The following is a 25,285-nucleotide window of genomic DNA, read 5'->3' on the forward strand; positions in this document are numbered from 1 at the left end:
TCAGCGTTCGCAGACGTTCGTGTTCCGATTCTTTGGCCGGTTATTTCGGAGCGGAATCTGCACCGTCACGGGCATGCCCAGGCGCAACTGGTGCCTGGGATTACAGGCATAAATACGCACTCGATACACCAGCTCGGTGCGTAGTTCCGTGGTTTGTACGGTCTTGGGGGTGAACTCGGCAGTGGGCGAAATAAAGCCTACCCATCCTGCAAAAGGTTTTCCTGGGAAGGAGTCGCTGGCGATATCGGCCAGCATGCCGAGCTGCACCTGCCCTAGTGATTTCTCCGGCAGATAAGCACGTATCCAGACGGGATTATCTAATGCGAGGGTGAAAACGGGCACCTGTGGACTGGCCATATCCCCCGGTTCGAGAATGCGGTCTTGCACCACGCCCTCTTGCGGCGCGAAGAGTCTGGTGTCCACCAGTTCGCGCTGTGCCAGATGCAGAGCGGCCTGCTCGGCGACGAGTTGGCTGCGGGCAGCGGCAATGTCTTCTGTGCGCGGCCCTTTGATCGTCAGGGTCAGGCCTTGTTGGGCGCGATCCAGATTGGCTTGGGCCGTTTTCAGGGCGGCGGCCGCATTATCCAGATTCTGCTTGGGCACATATTGCTCCGCAGCCAGCGCCTGCTGCCGGTGCCAGGTGATTTCCGCATTGGCCAGGGTGGCCTGGGCGGCAGCAGCGCTCGCTCTGGCCTGGGCAATTTCTTCGGGACGGGAACCAGCCAGCAGGCGGGCCAGCACCTGTTCCTGCGCGGCAACGCTGGCCTGATCGCGGTCCACCGCATCCTGAAAGCGGGTCGGGTCGAGTTCCGCCAGTAACTGACCCTTGTGGACGTGGTCACCCTCCTGCACAGCGAGATGCAGGATGCGTCCACTGTCATCAAAAGCCGCCTGTACCTGACGGATATCCACATTCCCGTAAATGGTGACCTGATTGGTGGATGCCGTCGGACGGCTTTCCCAATAAGCTGCCCCGGCACCGATGGCGAGAATGACCACTGCGGCAATGACCAACTTTTTTTTGGCGATAGCCATGCGTCATATACTCCCAGACTAGTGGACTATGGGTTTGCACTCTTGTTCAGCAAGACACTTATCTAATCGGAGAATGCCACATTGTAGTCCTGCTTGGCGCGGATGTAATCCGTGGCCATCTGCTGCCTGGCGGCGCGCAATTGGGCCACATTGTCCTTATTGGCAGTGCATATCGTCTGCGATGATGGGCGTGTTTACCCTGGCACCACCGGGATCCCTTTGACCGTCATAAGGCAGACATTTCATCAGGTAAGCCTTATAAAAAAAATAATTAATACTGATTAGTATTTATGGTTTCCCCGCACTATAGTCCGTCAATCGCTGCAGACGTAGCGATTGACGCCGGTGCCTCCGGCGTCGGGCAACTGCATGGAGGTGGCATATGGCCGTCAAGACCTATAGCGCGGGTGTGAAGGATTACCGGAACACCTATTGGGAACCGGATTACAGCGTCAAGGATACGGATATCCTTGCCGTATTCAAGATTACTCCCCAGGCGGGCGTGGATCGTGAGGAAGCCGCTGCTGCGGTTGCCGCTGAATCCTCCACCGGCACCTGGACCACGGTGTGGACCGATCTCCTCACCGATCTCGACTACTACAAGGGCCGTGCGTATAAGATCGAAGACGTTCCTGGCGATGACACCTGCTTCTATGCGTTCATCGCCTACCCCATCGACTTGTTTGAAGAAGGTTCCGTGGTTAACGTCTTCACCTCGCTGGTCGGTAACGTGTTCGGCTTCAAGGCTGTCCGTGCCCTGCGTCTGGAAGACGTGCGTTTCCCGATCGCGTACGTCAAGACCTGCGGCGGCCCACCCCACGGCATTCAGGTCGAGCGCGACATCATGAACAAGTATGGTCGGCCGCTGCTGGGTTGCACCATCAAGCCCAAGCTGGGACTGTCGGCCAAAAATTACGGCCGTGCCTGCTATGAAGGGTTGCGTGGCGGTCTGGATTTCACCAAGGACGACGAAAACGTCAACAGCCAGCCCTTCATGCGTTGGAAGCAGCGTTTCGACTTCGTCATGGAGGCGATCGAGAAGGCAGAGCGGGAGACTGGTGAGCGCAAGGGTCACTACCTGAACGTCACCGCGCCCACCCCGGAAGAGATGTACAAGCGTGCGGAATACGCCAAGGAAATTGGTGCGCCCATCATCATGCATGACTACATCACCGGTGGTTTCTGTGCCAACACGGGTCTGGCCAACTGGTGTCGCGATAACGGTTTGCTCCTGCACATCCACCGCGCCATGCACGCTGTGCTCGACCGTAACCCGCACCACGGTATTCATTTCCGCGTGCTGACCAAGATTCTCCGTCTGTCCGGCGGTGATCATCTGCACTCCGGTACGGTGGTAGGCAAGCTCGAAGGCGACCGCGAGGCGACCTTGGGCTGGATCGACATTATGCGTGATAAGTTCATCAAGGAAGATCGCAGCCGCGGTATCTTCTTTGACCAGGACTGGGGTTCCATGCCGGGCGTGATGCCGGTTGCTTCCGGTGGTATCCATGTTTGGCACATGCCGGCGCTGGTCACCATCTTTGGTGATGACTCGGTGTTGCAGTTCGGCGGCGGCACCTTGGGCCACCCCTGGGGCAATGCTGCTGGCGCTGCTGCCAACCGTGTTGCGCTGGAAGCCTGTGTGGAAGCCCGCAACCGCGGTGTGCCCATCGAGAAAGAAGGCAAGGCCGTCCTCACTGACGCCGCCAAGCATTCTCCCGAACTCAAGGTGGCCATGGAAACGTGGAAAGAGATCAAGTTCGAGTTCGATACCGTCGACAAGCTGGACGTCGCCCACAAGTAAGCACGTTTATCGTGTACCCCGGCGGGGATACTTTGTTTCCCGCTCCGGTGGGCACGTCTTGATGCCTAGGAGCTTTTTATGAGTGAAGTGCAGGATTACAAATCCCGTCTCTCCGATCCGGCGAGCCGGAAGTTCGAAACCTTGTCTTATTTGCCCGCTTTAACCCCGGCGCAGATTCGTAACCAGGTCGAGTATATTGTATCCAAGGGCTGGAACCCGGCTATTGAGCACACCGAGCCGGAGAATGCCTTTGATCACTACTGGTATATGTGGAAGTTGCCCATGTTCGGTGAAACCGACGTGGATCACATTTTGAAAGAGGCGGAGGCCTGTCACAAGGCCAATCCCCATAATCACGTCCGTCTTGTCGGTTATGACAACTTCAAGCAGTCCCAGGGCGCTGCTCTGGTGATTTATCGGGGCAAGACCGTATAAGTAAGTAGTTCCGTGCCGTATCTGTAAGGGCTTCGCGCCAAGCAGATACGGCGCTTGTCGAGAGTATTCTGTAGCCTGCCTTCGCGCTATCGTGAATATTCTCGTCAAGTGCCGTGTTTCCCTGTCCGATATTGTCCGAGGAGAACCATCTCATGCGCGATCAGCTGGCCGAATACTATATTAAAGAAGCACCCTACTACCGGGCTACCGGTGATGAAATAGAGCTGTATGAAGCCGCTTACGGCGTGCGTATGCCGATGATGCTCAAGGGCCCCACCGGCTGTGGCAAAACCCGTTTCGTGGAGTATATGGCCTATAAGCTGGGTAAGCCGTTGATCACCGTGGCGTGTAATGAAGACATGACGGCCTCCGATCTGGTCGGACGTTTCCTGCTCGACCCGCAAGGCACCCGCTGGCAGGATGGTCCGTTGACCATGGCGGCGCGTTTGGGTGCCATCTGCTATTTGGACGAAGTCGTGGAGGCCCGTCAGGATACCACCGTGGTCATCCATCCGCTGACCGATAATCGCCGGATTTTGCCGCTGGAAAAGAAGGGGGAACTGGTTCATGCACACCCCGATTTTCAGTTGGTGATCTCTTACAATCCGGGCTATCAGAGCCTCATGAAGGATCTGAAACAGTCAACTAAGCAGCGCTTTGGTGCTCTGGATTTTAATTACCCCGAGCATGCGATTGAGACGGAAATTGTTTCTCATGAGACGGGTGTCGGCAAGGACGTCGCCGGTAAGTTGGTGTCTATCGCCGAGCGTGCCCGTAACCTGAAGGGTCATGGTCTTGATGAGGGTATCTCCACCCGTATGCTGGTCTACGCCGGCTCGCTGATCAGCAAGGGCGTCGAAGCAAAGGCCGCTTGCCGGGTGACGCTGGTGCGTCCGATTACCGATGACCCGGATATGCGCGATGCCCTGGATGCGGCGGTGACTACTTACTTCTGAGTTCTCACGTTCGCCTTGCAGTAAACAGGGTCGCAACGATCACGGAGGACGCATGAAACGCCTGGAAGATTATGCAGAGCTGCTGGAGGTTTTTGGCGAGGAAAGCCAAGCCGTTCTGCAGAGTAACTGGCAGGAGGCCGCCCGGATTTTCAGTCCGGCTGGTCTGGATCAATACCTGGATGGCGCCATGGGTATGCGCTCGCTGGGCAAGGGCGATGGCTTGGTGAGCAGTTATCTGGATGCCGCCCCCCACGTCGCCCGCGAAGTGGGAGAAGATGCCGTCTGGGAACTGGTGGGCGCCGTTCTGAAGATGGCGTCCAAAACCAGTGGTGCGGTGCTGGAGGCGGTGCTCTCCACCAGTCCGACAGCCGCCAACCGTTTGGCTGATCTGGAGCTTTTCAAAAGTTATCTCGGCATGCTGGACCGCCTGCTCGCACAAGTGCCCAGAGCCGTACGGCCGATGCTGGAAAATATCGACCAGCTCTTCGGTTATTTGACGCTGGGTGGTTTGCGCCGCTGGGCATTGTGGGGTGCGCACGCCCATCGCACCGATTTTGCGGCGCAAATCGCGTATTTTTCCCTGAAAAGCCCGGAAGCCCTGGCTATGCTCCAGCAGGAGCGCAAAGGCACGCTATTTGTGGATATCCAGCGCCGCCTGCGCATGTATCTGCGCGCGTTGTGGGGACGGGATTTTTTCCTGCGTCCTACCAGCGGTGACTTTGAAGACCGTGAAGGTTACCGGCCTTATATCGAAGGGATTTTCATCCATCTTCCCGATGCCTACGACGATTGGGAAGGTATCGATGGAATGACCCGCTATCGCGCCGTGGCGGCTCACGCCGCGGCGCATGTGGCTTACATGCAGAAGGCGATCTCGGCTGAGGCGCTCAACCCGGAACAGATGGCGGTGATTGGTCTGTTTGAAGATGCCCGAGTGGAGGCGCTGGCCATGCGCGCTTTCCCCGGAATCCGGGCTATCTGGTTGCCTTTTCACACGGCAGTAGCCGGGCCGGTCGCCAGTATGGGAGAGCTGTTTTCCCGGTTGGCGCGGGCTATTATCGATCCCGCCTATGAGGATGGTAACGCCTGGGTGCAGGAGGGTCGGCTGGCCTTTATGGCGGCCGAGGCGCGTTGGGACGATCCACAGCTCTCCTGGGATTTGGGGGTGCGTCTGGCGGACAGCCTGCGTAAAGAGAAGGTGACTTACCACGCCCGAACCGATATTCCCGATGTCCTCTACCGCGATGACAACCGCTATATCTGGGAGTTTGAGGAAGTGGATTGGGAACATGAAGCGACGATCCTCCCCGGTGCCCAGGTACGGAAATACGTCAACGTCATGGAAATGGTCAACGAGGTGGATACCGAACTGGCCGGTGACGATGCGCAGGAAGTCTGGGTGCTGCAATCGGAGCTTTTTCCCTATGAAGATATGGGGTTAAGCTACAACCAGACGGAAGGCAAGGAGCCGCTTTCCGATCCTTTCCATTATGCGGAGTGGGATTATCAGATACAGGCCTGTCGTCCCCACTGGGCGACGGTACTGGAACGACGTCCACGCATGGGCGATGTAAACGGCGTGCGTGAAGTGCTGGAAAAGTATAAGCCCGTTTCCAGTCGCCTCAAGTATCTGATCGAAGCCTTGCAGCCCCAGGGCGTGCAGCGTTTGCGCAAGCAGGAAGACGGTGACGAGATTGATATGGAAGCGGCGCTGCGCGCCCTCGTCGATATCCGCATGGGCCTGGCCCCGGATACCCGCATTCACATGCGCACACTGCGCAAGCTGCGCGATTTGGGCGTGCTGGTGCTGATGGATTTATCGGAGTCTACCAACGATAAGGTCTACGGTTCGGAGGACACGATCCTTCAGCTCACCCGGGATGCGACCGCCTTACTCGCCGACGCCATGAACCGTATTGGCGATCCTTTCGCTATTCACGGATTTCATTCCGATGGGCGGCATGATGTGGCATATTACCGCTTTAAGGACTTTGATGAGGCATATGGTGACGAGGCCATGGGGCGCATTGCGGGCATGACGGGTAAGTTCTCGACCCGTATGGGAGCGGCGCTACGGCATGCCGGACACTATCTCCGTCAGCAGCGGCAGAGTAAAAAGCTGCTGCTGGTCATCACCGACGGTGAACCGGCGGACATCGATGTGCGCGATCCGCAATATCTGCGCCACGACGCCAAGCGTGCGGTGGAGGAGTTGCAGCGGGACGGGGTGATTACCTATTGCCTCAGTCTGGATCCCCACGCCGACGAGTATGTATCGCGGATTTTCGGGGCGCGCAATTATCAGGTAATTGATCATGTCGAGCGTCTGCCGGAACGTTTGCCCATGCTTTATGCCGGCCTGACCCAGTAGCTTTGCAAACGGGGAGGTGCCAGCGTTGGCTGGTTGAGTTGTTGTTGCTGGTATTGTTGCTGGTCGGGGTTTATGTTTTTACCCAATGGCGTGGATCCGCGGCCATTCCGCCCAAGCAATTGCCGGTCCTGGTTCTGCAAAGCCCAAGCGGGCAATGGCTGGATTATCAGCCGCGCAGTGGCGAGGTGACACTGATCAATTTTTGGTCACCGGATTGCCCGCCTTGTGTGGCCGAGATTCCTGTTCTGAACGGGCTGCAAAAGTGGCTGGGTGGTGCGCACTTTGCGGTGCTGGGTGTGGCGGTCGCGGGGAACGCGCCTATAGTTGTGGCTCAGGCTAAATCCCGGTACGGCATCATCTATCCTGTCTATGTAGACAGTTCCGGAAGGGTTTCCCGGCTGCTGGGAGGGGTAACGCTGACGCCCACTTCTCTCCTGGTGAACGGGCAAGGCCGCATCGTTGGCCGCTACGTTGGTGCGATTTCCTTACCTGTCATCCTCTGGCACTTGCTCAGGATGCGGTTGTAGATTTCAGGGCCTGCTCTCTTCGGGCTTCCGGGTGCGCACCAGCATTGGGGCAGCGGCTCGCACCATGGCCTTATTGCTGCGATGTTGGCTCGCCTCCACCGGGCAGGCGGGTCTGCGATGATGGTGCGCATACAGCAGTTCCCAATCACGGCGGGCTTCAGCAGGTTTGGCGCGTGCCAAGGCCAGCATGCCAAAACCATCGTCATCCCAGCCGCAGTCGCTGAGCACGGCTTCGGGCCAGCGCTGCATATAGGCATCGCGCATGATCTTTTTGCCCAGTTCGGCCAGATCCTCCGCGACCCCCAGCGCCACTGCCCGCGTTTTCCATTCATCCCATTCGAACAGCATTTCTTCCGAACCTATCATGTGACACTCTCCCGCAGTTATCGTGATGATCGGCGTCCCTGTTTTTTATGGGTACAGTCGTTTAGGTGTAGTTCGGGATTATGGTGGTGTCAAGGATGTTTTTCGGTATTCTGCACTTTGCAAGCTTATGCCGGGGTCGCCGGACTGACGGCCACATGCTAGTTTATACAGGTAATGTCTGCATTTCTGTGAACAGGATTGTGCTGAGGAGCCAACAAAATGATACGCAGTATGACCGGGTTTGCCCGCTGTGAAAGTCATGGAGCCTGGGGCACGCTTGCCTGGGAGCTGCGCACCGTAAATCATCGTTTTCTTGATGTTGGTCTGCGCCTGCCCGAGGGCTTGGGCGCCCTCGAAACAGCGGTACGGGCACGTTTGCAAAAAACGCTGGTGCGCGGCCGGGTGGATGCCTGGCTGCGTTTTCAGCCTGTGGCGGGCGGATCGTTGCGCCTTAACACGGCACTGGCGACGGAACTGTACGGGCTCCATGCGGAGCTGACGGACATCTGGGAGCTGGGTGAGACCGCGTTTAATCCATGGGATGCGCTGCGCTGGCCGGGTCTGGTGCAGGCGTCCGGCACGGATATGGATACGGAGATGCTGGAGGCAGAAGTGTTGGTGCTGCTGGACCGGGCGTTGACCGAGTTGCAGGGGGCTCGCGAGCGGGAGGGCGCGGCTTTGGCGCAACTGTTGCTGAGCCGTGTGGAGGCGATTGCCGAACAGACTGCAGCTTTGCGCACCCATTTGCCTGAGCTGGAAAAGGCGCTGCGCGAACGCTTGCAGGCGCGCCTGCAGGAACTGGCGCAGCAGGTGGACGCGGGGCGTTGGGAGCAGGAGTTGCTCTTTTATCTGCAACGTCAGGACGTAGCGGAAGAGCTGGACCGTCTGGATACCCATCTGAGCGAATTGCGGCGCATCTTGCAGCGGCGTGAGGCAGTGGGCAGGCGTCTGGATTTCCTTATGCAGGAGCTCAACCGGGAGGCCAATACCCTCGCTTCCAAGGCTGGAGACAGCCAGGTGACTTTTGCCTCGGTAGAGCTGAAAGTACTCATCGAACAGATGCGGGAGCAGGTACAGAATGTGGAGTGAAAGCCAATGACGGGTGGAGCAGAACGCGGTATCCTGTGGATTATTTCGGCACCCAGCGGGGCGGGAAAGACCAGTCTGGCGCGGGCGTTGGTAGCGGCGACTCCGCAATTGCGGACCTCCGTCTCTTACACCACCCGGCCCCCGCGGCCAGGTGAGGTTGAGGGAACGGACTATCACTTCGTTCCCATGGAAGTCTTCACGGCCATGGCGGAGCGCGGTGAGTTTCTGGAGTCCGCCAGGGTGCACGGCAATGGTTATGGCACCAGTGAACCTTGGGTAAAGAGCCAGTTGTTCGCTGGGACGGACTGTCTGCTGGAGATCGACTGGCAAGGCGCGCGGCAGGTGCGGGAAAGATTGCCGGGGCAGGCAGTCAGTATTTTTATCTTGCCGCCCTCGGTCGCCGCCTTGGCGGAACGTTTGCGCGGCCGTGGCCAGGATTCGGAGACGGTTATCGCGCGTAGGCTGGCGGCAGCACGTGAAGAGTTGTTGCACTATGACGAGTTTGATTATCTGGTGGTGAATGACCACTTCCAGGATGCGTTGGCCGACTTGCAGAGCATTGTCCATGCCGAGCATTTGCGGCGGGGTTATCAGGAGTATGCACAGCATCAACGATTAAAGAATCTTCTCGGTATGAATGGTTAATTTTGATAAAAAGGTGAATGGACGATGGCACGAGTAACAGTAGAAGATTGTCTGGATCATGTGGATAATCGTTTTGAGTTAACGTTGGTAGCGGCACGGCGCGCGCGGCAATTGGCTTCCGGCGCGATTCCAGAGGTGGAACCGGGGCGCGACAAGAATACGGTGATTGCATTGCGCGAAGTGGCAGCGGGCAAAGTGAGTCGGACGATTCTGGATGAGCAGATGCCGCCACCGTTACCCAACTTTCCCGGTGCAGCGAACCGCGAAGCGGCTGGAGTTGAGGATGTCTCTGGCGAGTGAAAGCGAGCTAGGCGCAACAATGCCGAGACTGCCGCTGGCAATGGCGGTGGGCGAGGTGCTGCGGCTGTCGCCGGTACCTCCGGCCTTGGAGGATCCTTGCGCGCCGCTGCGCGCATTACTCCAGCAATACATGACGCCCGAAGAGGTGGCGCGCGCGCGTGAAGCCTACGAGTTGGCGGCTACCGCGCACGGTGCACAAACCCGGCGTAGTGGTGAGCCTTATATTCATCATCCGGTGGCGGTCGCTTGCATTCTCGCCGAACTGCAACTGGATATTTTTACCATTCAAGCCGCCTTGCTGCATGATGTGATTGAAGATTGCAATATCAGTAAGGAAAACATCGTCGAGCGCTTCGGGCCAGAAGTGGCGGAGATGGTGGATGGCGTCAGCAAGCTCGGGCAGGTGCGTTTTGAAACCCGTGAAGAGGCGCAGGCAGAGAACTTTCGCAAGATGTTCCTGGCTATGTCCCGGGATATTCGGGTGGTACTGATCAAGCTGGCCGATCGCCTGCACAATATGCGTACCATGGGCGTGATGACGCCGGAGAAGCGGCGGCGTATTTCTCGGGAAACCCTCGATATCTACGCACCCATTGCGCAACGCCTGGGTATTCATGCCATTCGCATTGAGTTGGAGGAGTTGGCCTTCTCCCATCTCTATCCCAAGCGTTGGCACACCCTCAATGAGGCGATCAAGGCGAGCCGCGGCAACCGTAAGGAAGGGGTGCAAACCATTCAGCGTGCCCTGGAGGACCGTCTGCGTCAGGAGGGCTTCGTGGCGCAAGTCTGCGGTCGTGAAAAGCACGTCTACAGTATTTACAGCAAAATGCAGAAGAAGGGTATGCCCTTCGGGGCCATCCACGATCTCCACGCTTTCCGAGTCATTGTCGCTGATGTGGATACCTGTTATCGCGTTTTGGGCTTGATCCATAGTCTGTATCGACCGATACCCGGGCGCTTCAAAGACTATATTGCCATTCCCAAATCTAACGGATATCAGTCCCTGCATACCGTGTTGTTGGGTCCCTTTGGTCATCCGGTAGAGGTCCAGATTCGCACGGAGGATATGCACCGGGTGGCAGAGGCGGGAGTGGCGGCACATTGGCTTTACAAAACGGGCACCAGTAACGCGCATGCTGAAACCCAGTCGCGCGCCTGGTTGCAGCGCTTGCTGGAACTGCAGATGCAGGGTGGGGACTCCAAGGAGTTTCTGGAGAGCGTTAAGCTTGATCTGTTTCCAGATGAGGTTTATGTGTTTACCCCCAAGGGTAAGATTCTCAACCTGCCACGCGGCGCGACGGCGGTGGATTTTGCCTACGCAGTGCACACGGATATCGGTGATCAAGCGGTGGCAGCCAAGGTGAACGATATGTATGTACCGTTGCGTAGCCCGCTGAATAATGGGGAGAAGGTGGAGATTGTCACCGCCGCCTCGGCGCATCCGCAGCCCGGCTGGCTGGATGTGGTGGTGACTGCCAAGGCGCGCAGTAGTGTACGTGCTTATCTGAAGACTATGCAGTGCGGCGATGCTGAGTTACTGGGCCGCAATTTGCTAGAGAAGGCGATGCACAATCTGGGTACGGATTTCCAGCTGGTAGAAGCAGCGGATTTCCGGCGAGTACTGACAACGTTTAATGTTCAGAACGAAGGACAATTGTTTGCCGCCATTGGTATGGGAGAGGTGTTTCCGCTGGTCGTGGCACACAAACTGTTGCCAGAGGAGGAAGATCGTGGGCGCCTGGCACAGACAGCGCGCCGTTTGGGGCAGGCGGTGAGTCAGTTGTTACCGAGCCGCCTCAGCCGTGAGGGAGCCACGAAAAAGCCGCTGCTGATTCGGGGAACAGAGGGGATGCCGGTGACGTTGGCGCGCTGTTGCCGGCCTATTCCCGGTGATCCTATTTTGGGTTTTATCAGCGCTGGCAAAGGCGTAGTGGTGCATACCCACGATTGCCACAACATCCGCGAGTGGCGTAAGCGCCGCGACCGTTGGGTGGATGTGCAGTGGGACCCAGAAGCCCCCCAGGGTGAGTTTCTGGTAACGATCCGGGTGGTGGCGGAGAGTGCGCGTGGCGTACTGGCCCGTATCGCCACCCTGATTTCCGATGAAGATTCCAATATTGATCATGTGGACATCGAGCCCCAGGATGGACTCTACACGGGCATCACCTTTACCATACAGGCGCACCATCGTGATCACCTGGCTAAAATCATGCGGAGTTTGCGTAGCCTGCCGATGGTATCCCGGGTACAGCGGGTCAAAGGCTAACAAGGAGTTTGTCTATGCCAGTTCCAGTTCAGAGTAATTCAGCACCGCAGGCCATTGGGGCTTATAGTCAGGGTATGGTGCATGATGGCCTGCTTTATCTCTCGGGCCAGATCCCTCTGGACCCCGTCAGTGGTCGTATGGTAGAGGGCGACTTCGCCCTGCAGATTCGGCAGGTGCTGGATAATCTGCAGGCGGTTTGCGCGGCGGCGGGCGGACGTTTGCAAAATGCCATCAAATTGCAGGTGTACCTTACGGATCTCGGGCACTTCGCGCAGGTGAATCAAGCCATGGAGGCGGAGTTCGCGCCACCCTATCCGGCACGGGCCGTGGTGCAGGTGGCGGCACTACCGCGCGGCGCGCAAGTAGAAATCGACGGTATCGTTGCCTTGGGTGAGGCGGACTGATATGGAGCGCGCGGAACTGCTTACCCAGCCCATGCATGTGCTGTTGCAGGCACATCCGGTGTTGGTCGCGCTGCTGGAAGAGCGCGGTATTCACTGCGGGGAATGCTTTGTCGCTGATCGGGAGACCCTGGCGGGGGTGGCCACCATGCATCATATCGATCCGGATGAACTCCTCGCGGAATGGGCACGTCGCGAGGCCCTGTCGCGCACCGACTAGCATGGCGGTAGCGAAGACGGGGCTATTTCTGCAGAGTTCCGTCTCGGCATTGCGCGGGGTTGGCCCCGCGCTGGTCCAGCGCCTGCAGCGCATGGACCTGTGGCGGGTGCAGGATATCCTGTTTCATCTACCCAGTCGTTATCAGGATCGCCGCCTCATATCCCCTATGGCGGCCTTGCAGCCCGGTCAGGAGTGTGCCGTACTGGGTGAAATTGTCAGTATCCATCACCAGCGCGGGCGACGTGAACAATGGCTGGTGACCTTGAGTGATGGCAGTGGCTGTCTGCAAATACGACTTTTTCACATGGTAGCGGCCCTGCGTGGGCAATGGCAGGTCGGGCGGCAGCTCTGGTGTTTCGGAGATTTGCGGGGTGGCTTTCACGGCCTCGAAATGGTGCATCCGGAATGGCAGATGGCCGATGTCCCGCAATTTCAGGCCCCACGTCATCTCACCCCCTTTTATCCCAGTAGTGAAGGCATTACCCAGGCGCAATGGCGGCGCTGGGTGGCGCAAGCCCTGACTTTGCTTGACCAGCTTCCGGACTACCTTGAAGATCGTTTGCCTCCGCACTGGCCCAGTCTGCGCGAAGGTTTGTGTCTGCTCCATGAATGTGCGGATGACATTCCCTCCCCGCAGCATCCCGCCGGGCAGCGGCTGGCGTTGGAGGAGCTGCTGGCAAATCATTTGGCGGTGCGCCGTACGCGGCAGTCGGGGGCGATGCAAAATGCCCCTTGTCTGCACAGCGACGGGCAGTTGTGGCAGCGTTTCCTGGCGCAATTGCCTTTCGTGCTGACGGGAGCGCAGGAGCGGGTGATTGCGGAGATTAATGCCGACTTGGCGCGCCATCGGCCCATGCGCCGCTTATTGCAAGGGGATGTCGGCTCCGGTAAGACCCTGGTCGCGGCGGCGGCAGCGCTGACTGCCCTAGAGGCTGGGTATCAGGTGGCACTGATGGCACCGACTGAAATTCTTGCAGAACAGTTATATACGCGCTTCCGGCAGTGGTTAAAACCCTTGGACTGGGAGGTGGGCTTCCTAGTGGGTGGCCGCCCACCGCGCGCCCGCCGCGAGACCCTGGAAGCCCTGGCCAGTGGCAGACTTGGGCTGGTGACGGGGACGCAGGCCCTGTTTCAGGAGGAAGTGGAGTTCTCTCGTCTTGGGCTGGTCATTATTGACGAACAGCACCGCTTTGGCGTGGAGCAGCGCCGTCAGCTGCTGGAGAAGGGCGCCATGCCCCACCTGCTGGTGATGACCGCCACGCCGATTCCGCGGACTCTGGCGATGACGGTGCATGCGGATCTGGAGGTATCGGTCATTGACGCGCTGCCGCCAGGGCGTACCCCCGTGGAAACCCTGGTGATGCCTGACAGTCGGCGGCCCGAACTGATCGGGCGGATGCAACACATGCTGGAGGAGGGGCGGCAAATCTATTGGGTTTGTCCGCTGATTGAGGAGTCGGAAATCCTCGAATTGCAGGCGGCAGAGGCAAGTTTTGCAGATTTGCAAAGCACCCTGCCCGGTGTGGCCATCGGGCTAATACACGGGCGGATGCGCGCTGCAGAAAAGGCGGAGGTGATGGTGGCCTTTCAGTCGGGTGCTGTACGCATTCTGGTGGCGACGACGGTGATTGAGGTGGGGGTGGATGTCCCCAACGCCAGTCTCATGGTCGTCGAAGATGCGGAGCGCCTGGGCTTGGCGCAACTGCACCAGCTCCGCGGGCGGGTGGGGCGGGGAGCGCAGCAGAGCAGTTGTATCCTGCTGTATCATCCCCCCCTGAGTAGCAAGGCACGCGAGCGTTTACGGGTAATGCGCGCAACCCATGACGGTTTTGTCATTGCGCGCAAGGACCTTGAACTGCGCGGACCGGGCGAGTATCTCGGCACGCGGCAGACGGGCATCCTGCAGATGCGTGTCGCCGACATCCTGCGTGACGAGGCCCTGCTGGCCCTCGTGCCCGCCTTGGCGGATCAGTTGCTGCGGGAAGATCCCGATGCGGCGCAGGCTATCGTGCAACGCTGGCTGGGGAACCGACTGGATTACGGGCAGGTGGGTTAGAGGGAATCTGTCCGAAGATCATGGACCTCGCGCTCAGACTTCCGGTATATTATGAACTCGTGTGAGTGGGGACATTTGGGAGAGCAGGGTGATACGCAAATTCAAGGGATGGGGGCTGTTGGGGGTTATACCGGGTGCTCTGGGATTGGCGGGTTGCGCGACGACACCTCTGTCCTCTGCGCCAGTACACTCGGTGGCCTACTATGCCGCACAGATTCCCCCGCCGGTTGTTCAGCCGGTGGCACCAGTAGTCTCTCCGGTAATCTCCGCGCCCGTCGCTCAATCGGTGCATATCGTCATTTCAACTGACACACACTCCCTGATGATCTACAAGGGCGCCACCGTGCTGGCGACCTATCCGGTAGCCATCGGTTTCAATGGCGCCGCCCCCAAACGGATGCGAGGCGATGATATTACGCCGATAGGGCGTTATCACATCGGTTGGGTCAGTCGGGACACACGCTATGGCCCATTCATGGGTTTAACCTACCCTAACCGGAAAAATGCGGCGTGGGGGTTGCGTGAAGGCATTATCACCAGGACGCAATATCGCGCCATTGTCGCTGCCGTCGATGCTGGGCACACACCGCCGCAAAATACCCCGCTGGGCGGTGAAATAGGCATTCACGGCATGGGTCCGCAATTTGCGGATGGCCCTCAGAGCAAGGTGTTCCCCGGGCGCTGGACGGCTGGCTGCGTGGCCTTGTCTAACTGGGATGCCCGGCAAATCGCCGCGATGGTGCGGGTAGGGACGCCCGTGGAGATTGTGGGGAATGTGCGCGGATTTCGCCGCAATTTAGAATCAGCCAGTGCTGATGCCCGGTATAAGTCCGCGGCCGTGCTCAATACGACGGCGACGCCAGGGACTGTTGCGAAGCCCCAGGATACCGCGATGGATACCTTGCTTGCGGCGCTCGCCCCAAGCGCAGCACACTGATTTTCAGTGTGCTTTAGCGCTGCCAGCCGACGTCCTGACTGAATCGGTAAGCCTCTTCCATACAGTCGCCCAGCGCGACGCCCTCCCGCCAGTTGGCCCGGAAGTACAACCCAGGGTGCCGGGCGCTGAGGGCGTCGATCCGCTTTACCCGCTCCAGGTGCCCGATTTCATATTGCGGGATGGCTTTTGGCCAAGTCTGGCAGCGGCTGAAAACGGGCTTGCCGCTGATACCCAGTAGTGGGCAGATCTCGCGTAATGCAGTCGCCAGCAGATCATCATCATCACGTCCGGAAATGTCATTTTGACTGCCGCCGATAAAGGCGGTCAACAATACCTGATCCGCAGGCGCGCGTCCTGGAAAGAGGGTGGATGAGAAGAGCACCCCCAGTGTTTCCAGACCCATGACCCGCGGAATCAGCATGCCGAAACCATCCAGCGGATGTTGAACCTGCATGCGCTGAAAGCCAATGGACAGGCTGCCGACTGCAGGATAAGGGATGGCGTCCAGTTCGTGGGCAAGTGCAGCGTCCGTTGGCGCGAGCAGCCTGGCCGCAGCACCTGCGGGCAGGGCGAGAATAAGCCGTTTGCTTTGCCAGGTCTGGCTGCCGCTGCTGACCTGCCAATTACCGTCGCTATTCCCCAAGTGCTCGACTGGAGTGTTGCAACGCAACGCATCGCCAAGGGCGCTGGCGACCCTGAGCGGGAGGGTCTGTAGGCCTTCGTGAAAAGAAATAAGGCGGGTTTTCGGGGTGTCGGGCGATTTCTTGTTGCGGGCGCGCAGGGCGCCGCGGAGGAGCGAGCCACCGTCTTGCTCCAGCGCTATCAGGCGGGGAAGGGTGGCTTGTACCGAAAGACGGGCGGGATTGCCAGCAAAGACACCGGAGATGAAGGGGTCGACCAGCCAGGTGAGTGCTTCCTCTCCAAGTCGCCGCCGCACAAAGTCAGCAACACTTTCCTCACTATCCTGCATCCGACGCGGTGACCGGAAAGGCTCGCCAAGGAGACGCAGGCGGCCGCGCCAACTCAGCAGGCCGCCGCCGAAAAGCACGCCCGGTCCCAGTGCGACGGGTTGCCGATGGCGATTAAGGATATAGCGGCGTTTGGCGAGCGGGTTGGCTTCGACGATGTCTTCTTCTAAACGCAGCTCGCGGAGCCATTCCGGGACGATGTGGCCTTTAAGCATGAGCGAGTTGGGTCCCATATCCCGCCGATAGCCTTCTTCTTGTCGACTCTGCAGGTTGCCCCCTGGTTTGGCAGCGGCCTCCAGCAGCAAGGGCGACCAGCCCTGTTTGCGGAGGAAATAGGCCGTGGCCAGACCCGAAATGCCAGCGCCGATGATGATGACGTCGTCCATGGAGTTATGACTCTTTACCCAGGTAGTAAGGGCTCTGCAGGTACCAGCCATGCAGGTGGCGCAGCAGGGCGATGAGGACGGCGGTGACCGGTAGGGCGAGCAGCAGGCCGACGAAGCCGAAGAGCTCGCCGCCCGCAAGCACGGCGAAAATAACGGCGACCGGGTGCAGACCGATACGATCCCCCACCAGATAAGGGGTGAACACCATGCTTTCCAGTATCTGGCCGATGCCAAAGACGATCAATACCCAGAGGATGGGCAAAAAAGCGCCGGTCTGCACATACATGGCGAGGCTGGCCATGGCTATTCCGCTTACGACGCCAAGATAGGGCACAAAACTGAGAAGTCCCGCCACCAGGCCGACGAGGATGGCGGTTTGCAGGCCGACAATACTGAGGCCAATCGCGTAACTGGTGCCCAGGGCCAGCATCACCAGGAGTTGTCCGCGCAAAAAGGCCATAAGCATGGTGTCCGCATCGCTGGCCAGGTGCTGGGAAATGGGCAGATAGTGCGGGGGAATCAGTGCGGCAATACGGGCAATAAGGCGTGGCCAGTCGCGCAGCAGATAGAACCCCAGAACCGGTACTAAAATGATACTGAGTACGCTACTGATCAGGCCGGAGCCGGAGCTCAGCGCCAATTGGAGACTGCGTCCCAGCCATCCCGCCAGTTTCTGGGCATTGGCCGTGGCGTAATGGGTAATACTTTGGCTGTCAAGGTGGATGCCAATCCGTGCGGAGAACTGTGGAATGATCTGGGTTTGCAGAAGTTCTGCATATTTTTGCAGATATTCGATAAACAGCACGGATTGGTGACGGATGACGGGGAGCAGGGCCATGGTGATTCCCGCCAGGATCAGGATGACGAGGACGAAAACCAGTGTGGTGCCCCAGGTCCGACCGATTCGGTGGCGTTGCAGCCGAGTCACCAGCGGATTGCCGAGATAAGCGAGGATGCCCGCAATCAGAAATGGGCTGAGGATGGGGGAGAGACGATACGTCAGCCAGCCCAGCAGAATAAGGATGGCCAGCACAAAAAATCGTTGCATCGTTCGCGAGGCCCCCTCATCCAGTATTTAACGGTTCCGAGGTCAGGATAACCTAGTCCGGTACAGTTTCGCTATGGGGTTGCGCCGGAGTGTCGGTGGCCCAGACCAATAAGGCATATTTATGGTGCTATACGCCAAAAGAGGCAAATGCAGCGTCGCTGCCTGCCTGCCGCATTACGCGTGCGGGAACTGGCGGATACGACCCATCGTTGCTTTATAGGCGTGTTGACATCTGATGGATATGGTATCGATCTGTGTCGAACATGCACCGGTGTAAATAGTGAATTTACGTTGACCCGATACCCGCCCGCTTCGAATCTGTTTATTCCACATGGCACTGCAGTTCATTATTTCCAATAGGCTGTTTATTATGCAATTTTAAAATGTTGTTCCAGTGCACCATCCTTTGGTGCGACCATCTGCTGAAAAGTCTTGGCGTGCGTCTGTAAGAAGTCCGGCGAAGCAACGACTGATAAATCTGGGACGATATAGATAGCGAACGAATTTACCGTGATGACTAGTTTATAACGAAGTCCTGTTGTATCATTCTAGCGTGCAGGGATGCCAGAATCTGGCAAACTTCTGATATATCTTTCAAAGTAATTAATGCCATGGCTAATTCTCCAGCGATACGTACTCTAGATATGGAGCGTGTGAAAAAATATGGACAATCAATCGCGCATGCGGCGTATTCTATGGAGCACATTCAGCGCTCGGTTTGACCGGGATAAGTCCCTGGCATTGTTGCTGCGGTGGGAAGTTGCGTACATGGGAGGTGCCCTGCGCACACCGACCACGACCAGCATTGAATTTGTCCGCAAAGAGATCGGGTCGAGCCTCTCAGAGAGCGCGCGCAAGACCTTGATACAGGAAATTTTCTCACTATTGACAGTCGACGAAACTTGCCTCGGTCAGGACCCTATTATTCACCTGCAGAGCCTCCGCGAGGCCCACGCCAGCCAAGAGGCGGCGGCGTTCATATCTCAGCAAGCTGTGGCACCATCGGCACCACCGGCACCACCGGCACCACCGGCACCACCGGCACCACCGGCACCGGCACCGGCACCGGCACCACCGGCACCGGCACCGGCACCAACCGCAAAACGCGGGCACTATGGGCTTGATGAAGACACGTTTTCCCAGATATTTCTTGATCATGATTGAGCATGTTTTGGATGGAGAATAATTAAGATGGCGCGCGAAAATACGTTGACTCGGGAATTTTTACGGCACTTCATACCTGCGGTATTGCTTAATGCTGTGTTGGTGCTTGGTATTCTCGCATTGGGGCAGTATCTGCTGATCCGTCAGGCGGAAGATCAGGAGCTTTCTGCTATACGCAATGAATTTCATCAGCTAACAGCGGGTTATGCGCAGCAGGTCCTTGGCGCTGCCAGTGCTCTGGCAGGCAATCCAGGAGTGATGACTGCCTTCGCCACCGCGCCTTCTGCGAGTCAACGTACCCAACTTGGCGCCGAGTCCGATAGCTTGTATCGTGTGCTCAAGTCACAATATGGGCAGGCCGTCGTGGTGTTTATCGCCAACCAGCATGTATTGTATCGCGCTAATAAACCAACGTTTTTTGGGGATCATATAATTCCCCGTCCAGATATCTCTCAGGTAATAAAGACCGGTTTGCCAGTGGCCAATCTGGGACTGCTGAAGCTTGTTGGTTATTCTGTAAGTGGCGTTGCGCCAGTGCTTTCCAGTGATGGTAGTGTGCTCGGGGTTGCGCAGGTCAGTTTGCCCATTGCCTCGTTGTATGGCCGCATATTGCATGACATCCCCGGGAGCGGTATCGCCATCCTGATCCATCACAGCGCCACTTCGCCTGATGATGTTAATGAAAAAACGCTGGGAAATAATGTGGTTAGCTATGTTAGCTCGCCTGATTTGCAGGAATATATTGCCCAACATCCTCATATGTTACACGCGAACTACAGTGGCATAGCCAGGCTTAAGGATGGTGAGTTTTACCATCTCTTCGTGATGCCTCTGACGGGATACGATAAGAAACCGCTGGGTTTGGCCGTGTTTGGTTACAACGTAACAAACACGCTGCGCATCGCAGCGATTACGCTCGGTGCATCTTTGGTTTTGAGTGCTTTAGTGTTTCTCTTGATCGGACTCAATCTGAAACGCTTCATCGAGCGGCGTATTCTTGCTCCAGTAGTGGAATTGGCGAAGCGGCTGCGGGCCATTTCTCTGGGGGAGCGATTGGAGCAATCGCTAGAACAGACGGAAACAAATGAGATTGGCATTCTCCAAACAGCGGCCGAGCGACTGCGCAAGACCTTGCTGAACATGCTGAGCCATATTAAAAAACCTGGCTAGCACAATTTTCCTCTGCGCTTGGCACTGTCTGCATCGATGGTGCCACGCCGCCGCCGAGATTAGGCCACTAGGGCGCGGACTACGGGCATGACCGCGCGATAGCGTCGGTGGCGCTCCTCCCGGCTGTACCGTGACCAGTCCCGCATGTTGTAGGGACTTGAGATGGAAAGAAATACCGTTGTGCGTTTGCCCCAGATACTCGGCAATTTCGCCAGATACCAGGCCTACAGGCTCCTGCTCCACCAAGAGCCGGAAAATATCCAGCCGTATCGGCGACGCGAGTGCCGCCAAGCAGATTACCATTCGATCCCGTTGTTCTGTAGCATCCACAAATCAACTCACGAACTTTCGTTGAAGTATTGACAGGAGCTGACCGCTCGTCAAGACTACGCGTTGAATCTTCTGCGGAGTGACGGGTCCATGCTGGCGGTACTGATCTTTCTGGCAACGTTGATATTGGTGATCTGGCAACCCAAGGGGCTGAGTATTGGCTGGAGTGCCATGGGCGGGGCGGCGCTGGCGCTGGCGACTGGTGTCATCACCTGGAATGATATCCCCGCAGTTTGGCACATCATCTGGGACGCCACTTTTACCTTTGTGGCCCTCATCATCATTTCGCTGATTCTGGATGAAGCGGGCTTTTTTCACTGGGCGGCGCTGCATGTGGCGCGCTGGGGTGGTGGACGGGGACGGCTCTTATTCCCGCTGATTGTTGTCCTCGGCGCAGCCATCGCTGCAGTTTTTGCCAATGATGGAGCAGCCTTGCTCCTGACCCCGATTGTGATGGCCATCCTGCTGCAACTGGAGTTTACCCCGGCCGCCACTTTTGCCTTTGTCATCGCCACGGGTTTTGTTGCTGACACCACCAGCCTGCCGCTGATGATCTCTAATTTGGTCAATATTGTCAGCGCCAACTATTTCAATATTTCATTTGATCGCTACGCCCTGGTGATGATTCCGGTAGATCTGGTGGCGTTGGCGATGACGCTGTTGGTGCTCTGGATCGCATTTCGGCGGGTGCTGCCGCAGCATTACGGCACGGCGCATCTCCCGGAGCCGGCAACGGCGATCAAAGACCATCTGGTGTTCCGTACCAGCTTTCCGGTGCTGATTTTGTTGCTCATCGCCTATTTTGTGACCGCGCAGTGGCAGGTGCCCGTCTCTGTGGTCACCGTCACGGGTGCCTTGATTCTGCTTGCCCTGGCGGGCCGCTGGTTTCAGGGTGGGCGCGGCGCGCAGATTTCCGTACGTAAGGTGTTGCAGGACGCGCCCTGGAAAATTGTGGTCTTCAGTTTGGGTATGTACCTGGTGGTGTACGGCTTACGTAATGCCGGACTGACGGACTATGTGGCACAGGCCCTGCTTTGGTTTGGTGCGCATGGGCGGGTCGCGGCAGCACTGGGTACGGGTTTCCTGGCGGCACTGCTTTCTTCAGTGATGAATAACATGCCAGCGGTATTGGTGGGTGCATTGGCCATTCATCACGCGCCAGTCGCAGCGGATCCCATGATTCACGAGATTATGGTCTACGCCAATATCATCGGTTGTGATCTGGGCCCGAAGTTTACGCCCATCGGCAGTCTCGCCACCTTATTGTGGTTGCATGTGCTGGGTCGCAAGGGGGTCACCATCACCTGGGGCCAGTATATGAGGATTGGGCTGCTGATCACACCGCCGGTGCTTTTGGTGACTCTGCTGGCGCTCGCCTGGTGGTTGCCACTGACTTGAAAAAATCCTTTCCCATCCTCATGTAGTGTGACGTGGAGATGTTGGTTCTATGGCGGCCAGGGAGGGTGCTTCATGCAGTTCGTCAGACCAGCAGCGGTGGCCGGGACGTTTTATCCTGCGAAGGCTTCTGTTTTGCGCGCCGAAGTAGCGCGTTTATTGGCCGGGGCGGAAAGCGCGGATGAAGCGGCCGCTGTCGCGTGGCCCAAGGCCATTATCGTCCCGCATGCGGGCTACGTCTATTCCGGAGCGGTGGCGGCTTCTGCTTACGCCTTGTTGGCCAAGGGCCGGGGGCACATTCGCCGGGTCGTGCTGTTAGGGCCTGCGCATCGTGTGCCGTTCCGCGATCTCGCTCTCCCTGGCGTTCAGGCTATGCAAACGCCGCTGGGTGTCGTTGCGGTGGATCAGGCGGGGGTGGCGGCACTGGCCGGGTTGCCCCAGGTTCTGGAAATGCCCGCCGCCCACGCCCAGGAACATGCCCTGGAAGTACAATTGCCTTTTATTCAGGAAGTGCTGGATGGCGTCAGCGTCATCCCTCTGGTGGTGGGAGATGCCCGGCCAGAGGCGGTGGCGGAGGTTCTGGAGAAGCTCTGGGGGGGCGAGGAGACGGTCATTGTTATCAGCTCCGACCTCTCTCACTATCATCCTTACACCGAAGCCAGAGCGATAGACCACCATACGGTGGAAGAGATATTGCGCTTTGACCCGCAACCCATCGAGCACGACCAGGCTTGCGGCGCTACGCCCATCAATGGCTTTCTCCCTGTCGCTCGCAAGCACCACCTGCGCCCACGTCTGGTGGATCTGTGTAACTCGGGTGATACGGCGGGGTCCCGCGATGCGGTGGTGGGCTATGCCGCGGTAGCTTTTTACGGAGAAAGCCATGACCATGCATGATGGTGACGAAAAAACCAGTGGGTTTCCGCCGGAAGCCGGGAAAGTCCTGTTGAATTTGGCCCGTGCGACGATTGCCGAGGCGTTGGGTTTGCCCGCTGAGTTGGCGGCTGTGCCGGACTGGGCGCAGCCGCCGGGTGCGACTTTTGTGACGCTCACCGGACCCCAGGGTTTGCGGGGCTGCATCGGTAGCTTGCAAGCCTACCGTCCCCTCGGGGTGGACCTGCGCGCCAATGCCCTGGCCGCGGCCTTCGAGGATCCACGTTTCCCGCCGCTGGGCGCAGAGGAGTGGTCACAGGTGCGGGTGGAAGTTTCACTACTCTCTTCGCTGCAACCCATGCATTTTGACAGCGAGGAGAGCCTGCTGCAGCAAATACAACCCCATCAGGATGGGCTGGTTTTAAGCCATGGGGTGCAGCGCGGTACCTTTCTCCCGCAGGTATGGGAGGAACTCCCCCAGCCACGGGAGTTTTTGCGAGCGCTGAAGCACAAGGCGGGCCTGCCTGCAGATTTCTGGTCGGCAAACATAGAAGTGTACCGCTATATGGTCGAAAAATGGCGGGAAGAGCCGACCGCAGAGAGGAAGAGCGGTGGATAAAGAAACGTTTATAACGCATCCCGGCCGCTATTGGCATAATCTCGCAGATGGACGCATTCAGTGTGACCTCTGTCCGCGCGACTGCCGCCTGCAGGAAGGGCAACGCGGGGCCTGTTTTGTGCGGATGCGGGAGGGCAATACCATGGTCCTAACCACCTATGGCCGTTCCTCGGGTTTTTGCATTGACCCCATCGAGAAAAAACCCCTGAATCACTTTTACCCCGGCAGCAGTGTGCTCTCTTTCGGTACGGCGGGCTGCAACCTGGCCTGCAAGTTCTGCCAGAACTGGGATATTTCCAAGTCCCGCGAGATGGACCGGCTCCAGGACCAGGCGAGTCCCGCAGGCATCGCGGCAACTGCCCTGTCGCTGGCTGTCAAAAGTGTGGCCTTTACCTATAATGACCCGGTTATTTTTGCCGAATACGCCATGGATACGGCGGACGCCTGCCATGCCGTCGGCATTAAGACTGTGGCTGTTACCGCCGGCTACATCCACGCGCAGCCGCGGGCGGAGTTCTTCGCCAAAATGGACGCAACCAACGTCGATCTCAAGGCCTTTACCGACGAGTTTTACTTCAAGCTGACGGGAGCGCATCTGGCTCCCGTGTTAGAAACGCTGGAGTATATTGTCAAAGAAACCCAGACCTGGTTGGAAATAACTACGTTGCTTATTCCGGGCCATAATGACTCCGAGGCGGAAATTCGTGCAGCCGCGGAGTGGATTATGGAGCGTCTGGGTCCTGACGTACCGTTGCATTTCTCTGCTTTCCATCCCGACTACCGGATGCCAGATGTCCCCGCCACACCGGCAGATACCCTCGTGCAGGCACGCCGCGTGGCCATGGAGATGGGTTTACATTATGTCTATACCGGAAATGTGCATGATCAGGAGGGCGATACCACTTTTTGTCCCGGATGCGGGGCGGCATTGATTGTCCGTGACTGGTATCAGATATTGTCTTATCACCTGACTCCGGAGGGTCATTGTCCCCATTGTGGCCACCCTATTGCCGGATATTTCGAGGCCCGGCCGGGGAGTTTCGGACGCAAGCGCATTCCCTTGCGTATCGGGGCTTGAGTGGCGGTCCGCCAATAGATCCTTTCATAGCGATCAGGTCACCCGAGGCCAGTGCTGGCAACAGGCCGCGGACATAGGGTGGCCCTCCCACTTACCCCTGCGGAGAGGGATCACACAAACGCCGCATATGCTCTGGCAGTTCGGTAGGGCACTCACCGCACTGTCGGTTGGCGGGTACCGCATAATCTATTTTTTTGGGATAGGCCAGATTCAGGCCCGCCATAATGTCCTGGAACTCTTTCACGCTTTTGCCCGCGAGCCGGGGATTCCGCCCCTTTTCCTGGGCCACAGAAGAAACGTGCCGATGCTGATAATCGTGCGCTGGGTAGACCAGGGTTTCATCCGGCAGGCTAAATAACTTATCCTGAATCGACCGATACAGAGTGGCTGCATCGCCATTCTGAAAGTCGGTGCGTCCGCAGCCATCAATCAGCAGCGCGTCGCCCGTAAATACCCGTTGACTATCGCTCCCAGTCAGCAAATAACTATGGTGGGTGTCGGTGTGTCCGGGCGTGAACAGGGGAGAAAAGGTGAGGGTGCCCACTCTGAATGGTTGTCCCTCCACGACCCCAAAATCCGTGCAGGGAAGCTGGTCCATGGCCGGACCGGCCATCTGGCTTCCGGCAACTGATTTGAGCTTGCGCGCGCTGGTGACATGATCGGCATGAATGTGGGTCTCCAGGGTGTAGACCAGGCGCAGACCCAGCGCCTGAAGCACTCGTAAATCCCGCTCCATGGTCTCCAGTACGGGATCCAGCAGGACCGCCTGCCCCGTCTGAGTACAACCGAACAGGTAGGTATAGGTAGAGGATTCCGCTTCAAATAGTTGTCGAAATATCATTTGTA

25 protein-coding genes are annotated in these 25,285 nt (G+C 57.9%); 19 read left to right on the top strand and 6 right to left on the bottom strand.

The window, feature by feature from the left end; translation table 11 throughout:
• Positions 1-1,035, bottom strand: coding sequence for an efflux RND transporter periplasmic adaptor subunit (locus H2515_RS05395; protein WP_198661109.1), 1,035 nt, complete (start codon positions 1,033-1,035; stop codon positions 1-3).
• A gap of 382 nt (positions 1,036-1,417) precedes the next feature.
• Here H2515_RS05395 and H2515_RS05400 point away from each other — a divergent pair, with 382 nt between their 5' ends.
• From H2515_RS05400 to H2515_RS05420, 5 genes are all read left to right on the top strand, one after another.
• Positions 1,418-2,839 (top strand): form I ribulose bisphosphate carboxylase large subunit, encoded by a 1,422-nt coding sequence (locus H2515_RS05400; protein WP_014029596.1) that lies wholly within the window; start codon positions 1,418-1,420, stop codon positions 2,837-2,839.
• A gap of 78 nt (positions 2,840-2,917) precedes the next feature.
• Entirely contained in the window at positions 2,918-3,274 is a 357-nt protein-coding gene (locus H2515_RS05405) for a ribulose bisphosphate carboxylase small subunit (RefSeq protein WP_014029595.1), read from the top strand.
• A 152-nt stretch (positions 3,275-3,426) separates the two neighbouring features.
• Positions 3,427-4,230, top strand: coding sequence for a CbbQ/NirQ/NorQ/GpvN family protein (locus tag H2515_RS05410; RefSeq protein WP_065413973.1), 804 nt, complete (start codon positions 3,427-3,429; stop codon positions 4,228-4,230).
• A 52-nt stretch (positions 4,231-4,282) separates the two neighbouring features.
• Entirely contained in the window at positions 4,283-6,601 is a 2,319-nt protein-coding gene (locus H2515_RS05415; RefSeq protein ID WP_198661110.1) for a nitric oxide reductase activation protein NorD, read from the top strand.
• Positions 6,602-6,645: 44 nt separating this feature from the next.
• Complete coding sequence (locus tag H2515_RS05420) at positions 6,646-7,128, top strand: TlpA family protein disulfide reductase (RefSeq protein WP_198661415.1); 483 nt, start codon at positions 6,646-6,648, stop codon at positions 7,126-7,128.
• A 3-nt stretch (positions 7,129-7,131) separates the two neighbouring features.
• On the opposite strand, the gene H2515_RS05425 is transcribed toward H2515_RS05420, so the two are convergent.
• The gene (locus H2515_RS05425) at positions 7,132-7,494 is read right to left on the bottom strand and encodes a hypothetical protein (RefSeq protein ID WP_014029591.1); all 363 of its coding nucleotides are present in this window, start codon (positions 7,492-7,494) and stop codon (positions 7,132-7,134) included.
• Between the two features lie 219 nt (positions 7,495-7,713).
• On the opposite strand from H2515_RS05425, the gene H2515_RS05430 reads away from it, so the two are divergent.
• From H2515_RS05430 to H2515_RS05465, 8 genes are all read left to right on the top strand, one after another.
• Entirely contained in the window at positions 7,714-8,583 is an 870-nt protein-coding gene (locus H2515_RS05430) for a YicC/YloC family endoribonuclease (protein ID WP_065413971.1), read from the top strand.
• Between the two features lie 6 nt (positions 8,584-8,589).
• Positions 8,590-9,228, top strand: a complete 639-nt coding sequence (gmk, locus tag H2515_RS05435) for a guanylate kinase (protein ID WP_035190067.1) — start codon at positions 8,590-8,592, stop codon at positions 9,226-9,228.
• Positions 9,229-9,252: 24 nt separating this feature from the next.
• Entirely contained in the window at positions 9,253-9,528 is a 276-nt protein-coding gene (rpoZ, locus tag H2515_RS16305) for a DNA-directed RNA polymerase subunit omega (protein WP_198661111.1), read from the top strand.
• Complete coding sequence (locus tag H2515_RS05445; RefSeq protein WP_172804422.1) at positions 9,512-11,794, top strand: RelA/SpoT family protein; 2,283 nt, start codon at positions 9,512-9,514, stop codon at positions 11,792-11,794. The genes rpoZ and H2515_RS05445 overlap by 17 nt, the downstream gene beginning before the upstream one ends.
• Positions 11,795-11,808: 14 nt before the next feature.
• Complete coding sequence (locus H2515_RS05450) at positions 11,809-12,198, top strand: Rid family detoxifying hydrolase (protein ID WP_408626810.1); 390 nt, start codon at positions 11,809-11,811, stop codon at positions 12,196-12,198.
• A gap of 1 nt (position 12,199) precedes the next feature.
• Entirely contained in the window at positions 12,200-12,415 is a 216-nt protein-coding gene (locus H2515_RS05455) for a DUF1858 domain-containing protein (protein ID WP_035190073.1), read from the top strand.
• 1 nt (position 12,416) lies between these two features.
• Positions 12,417-14,471 (top strand): ATP-dependent DNA helicase RecG, encoded by a 2,055-nt coding sequence (gene recG, locus H2515_RS05460; RefSeq protein ID WP_198661113.1) that lies wholly within the window; start codon positions 12,417-12,419, stop codon positions 14,469-14,471.
• An 88-nt stretch (positions 14,472-14,559) separates the two neighbouring features.
• Positions 14,560-15,408 (top strand): L,D-transpeptidase family protein, encoded by an 849-nt coding sequence (locus tag H2515_RS05465; RefSeq protein WP_232821573.1) that lies wholly within the window; start codon positions 14,560-14,562, stop codon positions 15,406-15,408.
• A gap of 13 nt (positions 15,409-15,421) precedes the next feature.
• Here the strand turns inward: H2515_RS05465 and hemG are convergent, their stop codons facing one another.
• Complete coding sequence (gene hemG / locus H2515_RS05470) at positions 15,422-16,762, bottom strand: protoporphyrinogen oxidase (RefSeq protein WP_198661114.1); 1,341 nt, start codon at positions 16,760-16,762, stop codon at positions 15,422-15,424.
• 4 nt (positions 16,763-16,766) lie between these two features.
• Positions 16,767-17,810 carry an AI-2E family transporter gene (locus H2515_RS05475; RefSeq protein ID WP_035190079.1) on the bottom strand — a complete coding sequence of 348 codons (1,044 nt, stop codon included), beginning with the start codon at positions 17,808-17,810 and terminating at the stop codon, positions 16,767-16,769.
• 681 nt (positions 17,811-18,491) lie between these two features.
• On the opposite strand from H2515_RS05475, the gene H2515_RS05480 reads away from it, so the two are divergent.
• Together H2515_RS05480 and H2515_RS05485 are read left to right on the top strand one after the other, a co-directional pair.
• Positions 18,492-18,974, top strand: a complete 483-nt coding sequence (locus tag H2515_RS05480) for a hypothetical protein (protein ID WP_198661115.1) — start codon at positions 18,492-18,494, stop codon at positions 18,972-18,974.
• Between the two features lie 27 nt (positions 18,975-19,001).
• On the top strand, positions 19,002-20,144 hold the full coding sequence (locus H2515_RS05485; protein ID WP_198661116.1) for a hypothetical protein: 1,143 nt from the start codon (positions 19,002-19,004) through the stop codon (positions 20,142-20,144).
• On the opposite strand, the gene H2515_RS16040 is transcribed toward H2515_RS05485, so the two are convergent.
• Entirely contained in the window at positions 20,040-20,447 is a 408-nt protein-coding gene (locus H2515_RS16040) for a winged helix-turn-helix domain-containing protein (RefSeq protein ID WP_232821617.1), read from the bottom strand. The genes H2515_RS05485 and H2515_RS16040 overlap by 105 nt on opposite strands.
• 117 nt (positions 20,448-20,564) lie before the next feature.
• Here H2515_RS16040 and H2515_RS05495 point away from each other — a divergent pair, with 117 nt between their 5' ends.
• From H2515_RS05495 to amrS, 4 genes are all read left to right on the top strand, one after another.
• Complete coding sequence (locus H2515_RS05495) at positions 20,565-21,872, top strand: arsenic transporter (protein WP_065413717.1); 1,308 nt, start codon at positions 20,565-20,567, stop codon at positions 21,870-21,872.
• A gap of 72 nt (positions 21,873-21,944) precedes the next feature.
• Positions 21,945-22,766, top strand: a complete 822-nt coding sequence (gene amrB, locus H2515_RS05500) for an AmmeMemoRadiSam system protein B (protein WP_198661117.1) — start codon at positions 21,945-21,947, stop codon at positions 22,764-22,766.
• Complete coding sequence (gene amrA / locus H2515_RS05505) at positions 22,753-23,361, top strand: AmmeMemoRadiSam system protein A (protein WP_198661118.1); 609 nt, start codon at positions 22,753-22,755, stop codon at positions 23,359-23,361. The genes amrB and amrA overlap by 14 nt, the downstream gene beginning before the upstream one ends.
• Positions 23,354-24,439 carry an AmmeMemoRadiSam system radical SAM enzyme gene (gene amrS, locus H2515_RS05510; protein ID WP_065413716.1) on the top strand — a complete coding sequence of 362 codons (1,086 nt, stop codon included), beginning with the start codon at positions 23,354-23,356 and terminating at the stop codon, positions 24,437-24,439. The genes amrA and amrS overlap by 8 nt, the downstream gene beginning before the upstream one ends.
• Before the next feature lie 91 nt (positions 24,440-24,530).
• On the opposite strand, the gene H2515_RS05515 is transcribed toward amrS, so the two are convergent.
• Positions 24,531-25,280: an MBL fold metallo-hydrolase gene (locus H2515_RS05515; protein ID WP_198661119.1), complete on the bottom strand. Its 750-nt coding sequence runs from the start codon at positions 25,278-25,280 to the stop codon at positions 24,531-24,533.
• Positions 25,281-25,285 lie beyond the last annotated feature (5 nt).

The organism is Acidithiobacillus ferrivorans (assembly GCF_016250455.1).
Lineage (GTDB): Bacteria > Pseudomonadota > Gammaproteobacteria > Acidithiobacillales > Acidithiobacillaceae > Acidithiobacillus > Acidithiobacillus ferrivorans.

Excerpts from the sequence above, each read along its gene's own strand:
- H2515_RS05425 (WP_014029591.1), bottom strand. The coding sequence starts at position 7,494 with ATGATAGGTTCGGAAGAAATGCTGTTCGAATGGGATGAATGGAAAACG.
- H2515_RS05455 (WP_035190073.1), top strand. The coding sequence starts at position 12,200 with ATGGAGCGCGCGGAACTGCTTACCCAGCCCATGCATGTGCTGTTGCAG.
- H2515_RS16040 (WP_232821617.1), bottom strand. The coding sequence starts at position 20,447 with ATGGTAATCTGCTTGGCGGCACTCGCGTCGCCGATACGGCTGGATATT.
- H2515_RS05395 (WP_198661109.1), bottom strand. The coding sequence starts at position 1,035 with ATGGCTATCGCCAAAAAAAAGTTGGTCATTGCCGCAGTGGTCATTCTC.
- H2515_RS05410 (WP_065413973.1), top strand. The coding sequence starts at position 3,427 with ATGCGCGATCAGCTGGCCGAATACTATATTAAAGAAGCACCCTACTAC.
- H2515_RS05405 (WP_014029595.1), top strand. The coding sequence starts at position 2,918 with ATGAGTGAAGTGCAGGATTACAAATCCCGTCTCTCCGATCCGGCGAGC.
- H2515_RS05400 (WP_014029596.1), top strand. The coding sequence starts at position 1,418 with ATGGCCGTCAAGACCTATAGCGCGGGTGTGAAGGATTACCGGAACACC.
- H2515_RS05515 (WP_198661119.1), bottom strand. The coding sequence starts at position 25,280 with ATGATATTTCGACAACTATTTGAAGCGGAATCCTCTACCTATACCTAC.
- H2515_RS05480 (WP_198661115.1), top strand. The coding sequence starts at position 18,492 with ATGCGGCGTATTCTATGGAGCACATTCAGCGCTCGGTTTGACCGGGAT.
- gmk (WP_035190067.1), top strand. The coding sequence starts at position 8,590 with ATGACGGGTGGAGCAGAACGCGGTATCCTGTGGATTATTTCGGCACCC.
- H2515_RS05450 (WP_408626810.1), top strand. The coding sequence starts at position 11,809 with ATGCCAGTTCCAGTTCAGAGTAATTCAGCACCGCAGGCCATTGGGGCT.
- H2515_RS05485 (WP_198661116.1), top strand. The coding sequence starts at position 19,002 with ATGGCGCGCGAAAATACGTTGACTCGGGAATTTTTACGGCACTTCATA.
- H2515_RS05430 (WP_065413971.1), top strand. The coding sequence starts at position 7,714 with ATGATACGCAGTATGACCGGGTTTGCCCGCTGTGAAAGTCATGGAGCC.
- H2515_RS05415 (WP_198661110.1), top strand. The coding sequence starts at position 4,283 with ATGAAACGCCTGGAAGATTATGCAGAGCTGCTGGAGGTTTTTGGCGAG.
- recG (WP_198661113.1), top strand. The coding sequence starts at position 12,417 with ATGGCGGTAGCGAAGACGGGGCTATTTCTGCAGAGTTCCGTCTCGGCA.
- hemG (WP_198661114.1), bottom strand. The coding sequence starts at position 16,762 with ATGGACGACGTCATCATCATCGGCGCTGGCATTTCGGGTCTGGCCACG.
- H2515_RS05495 (WP_065413717.1), top strand. The coding sequence starts at position 20,565 with ATGCTGGCGGTACTGATCTTTCTGGCAACGTTGATATTGGTGATCTGG.
- H2515_RS05475 (WP_035190079.1), bottom strand. The coding sequence starts at position 17,810 with ATGCAACGATTTTTTGTGCTGGCCATCCTTATTCTGCTGGGCTGGCTG.
- amrB (WP_198661117.1), top strand. The coding sequence starts at position 21,945 with ATGCAGTTCGTCAGACCAGCAGCGGTGGCCGGGACGTTTTATCCTGCG.
- H2515_RS05445 (WP_172804422.1), top strand. The coding sequence starts at position 9,512 with ATGTCTCTGGCGAGTGAAAGCGAGCTAGGCGCAACAATGCCGAGACTG.
- amrA (WP_198661118.1), top strand. The coding sequence starts at position 22,753 with ATGACCATGCATGATGGTGACGAAAAAACCAGTGGGTTTCCGCCGGAA.
- rpoZ (WP_198661111.1), top strand. The coding sequence starts at position 9,253 with ATGGCACGAGTAACAGTAGAAGATTGTCTGGATCATGTGGATAATCGT.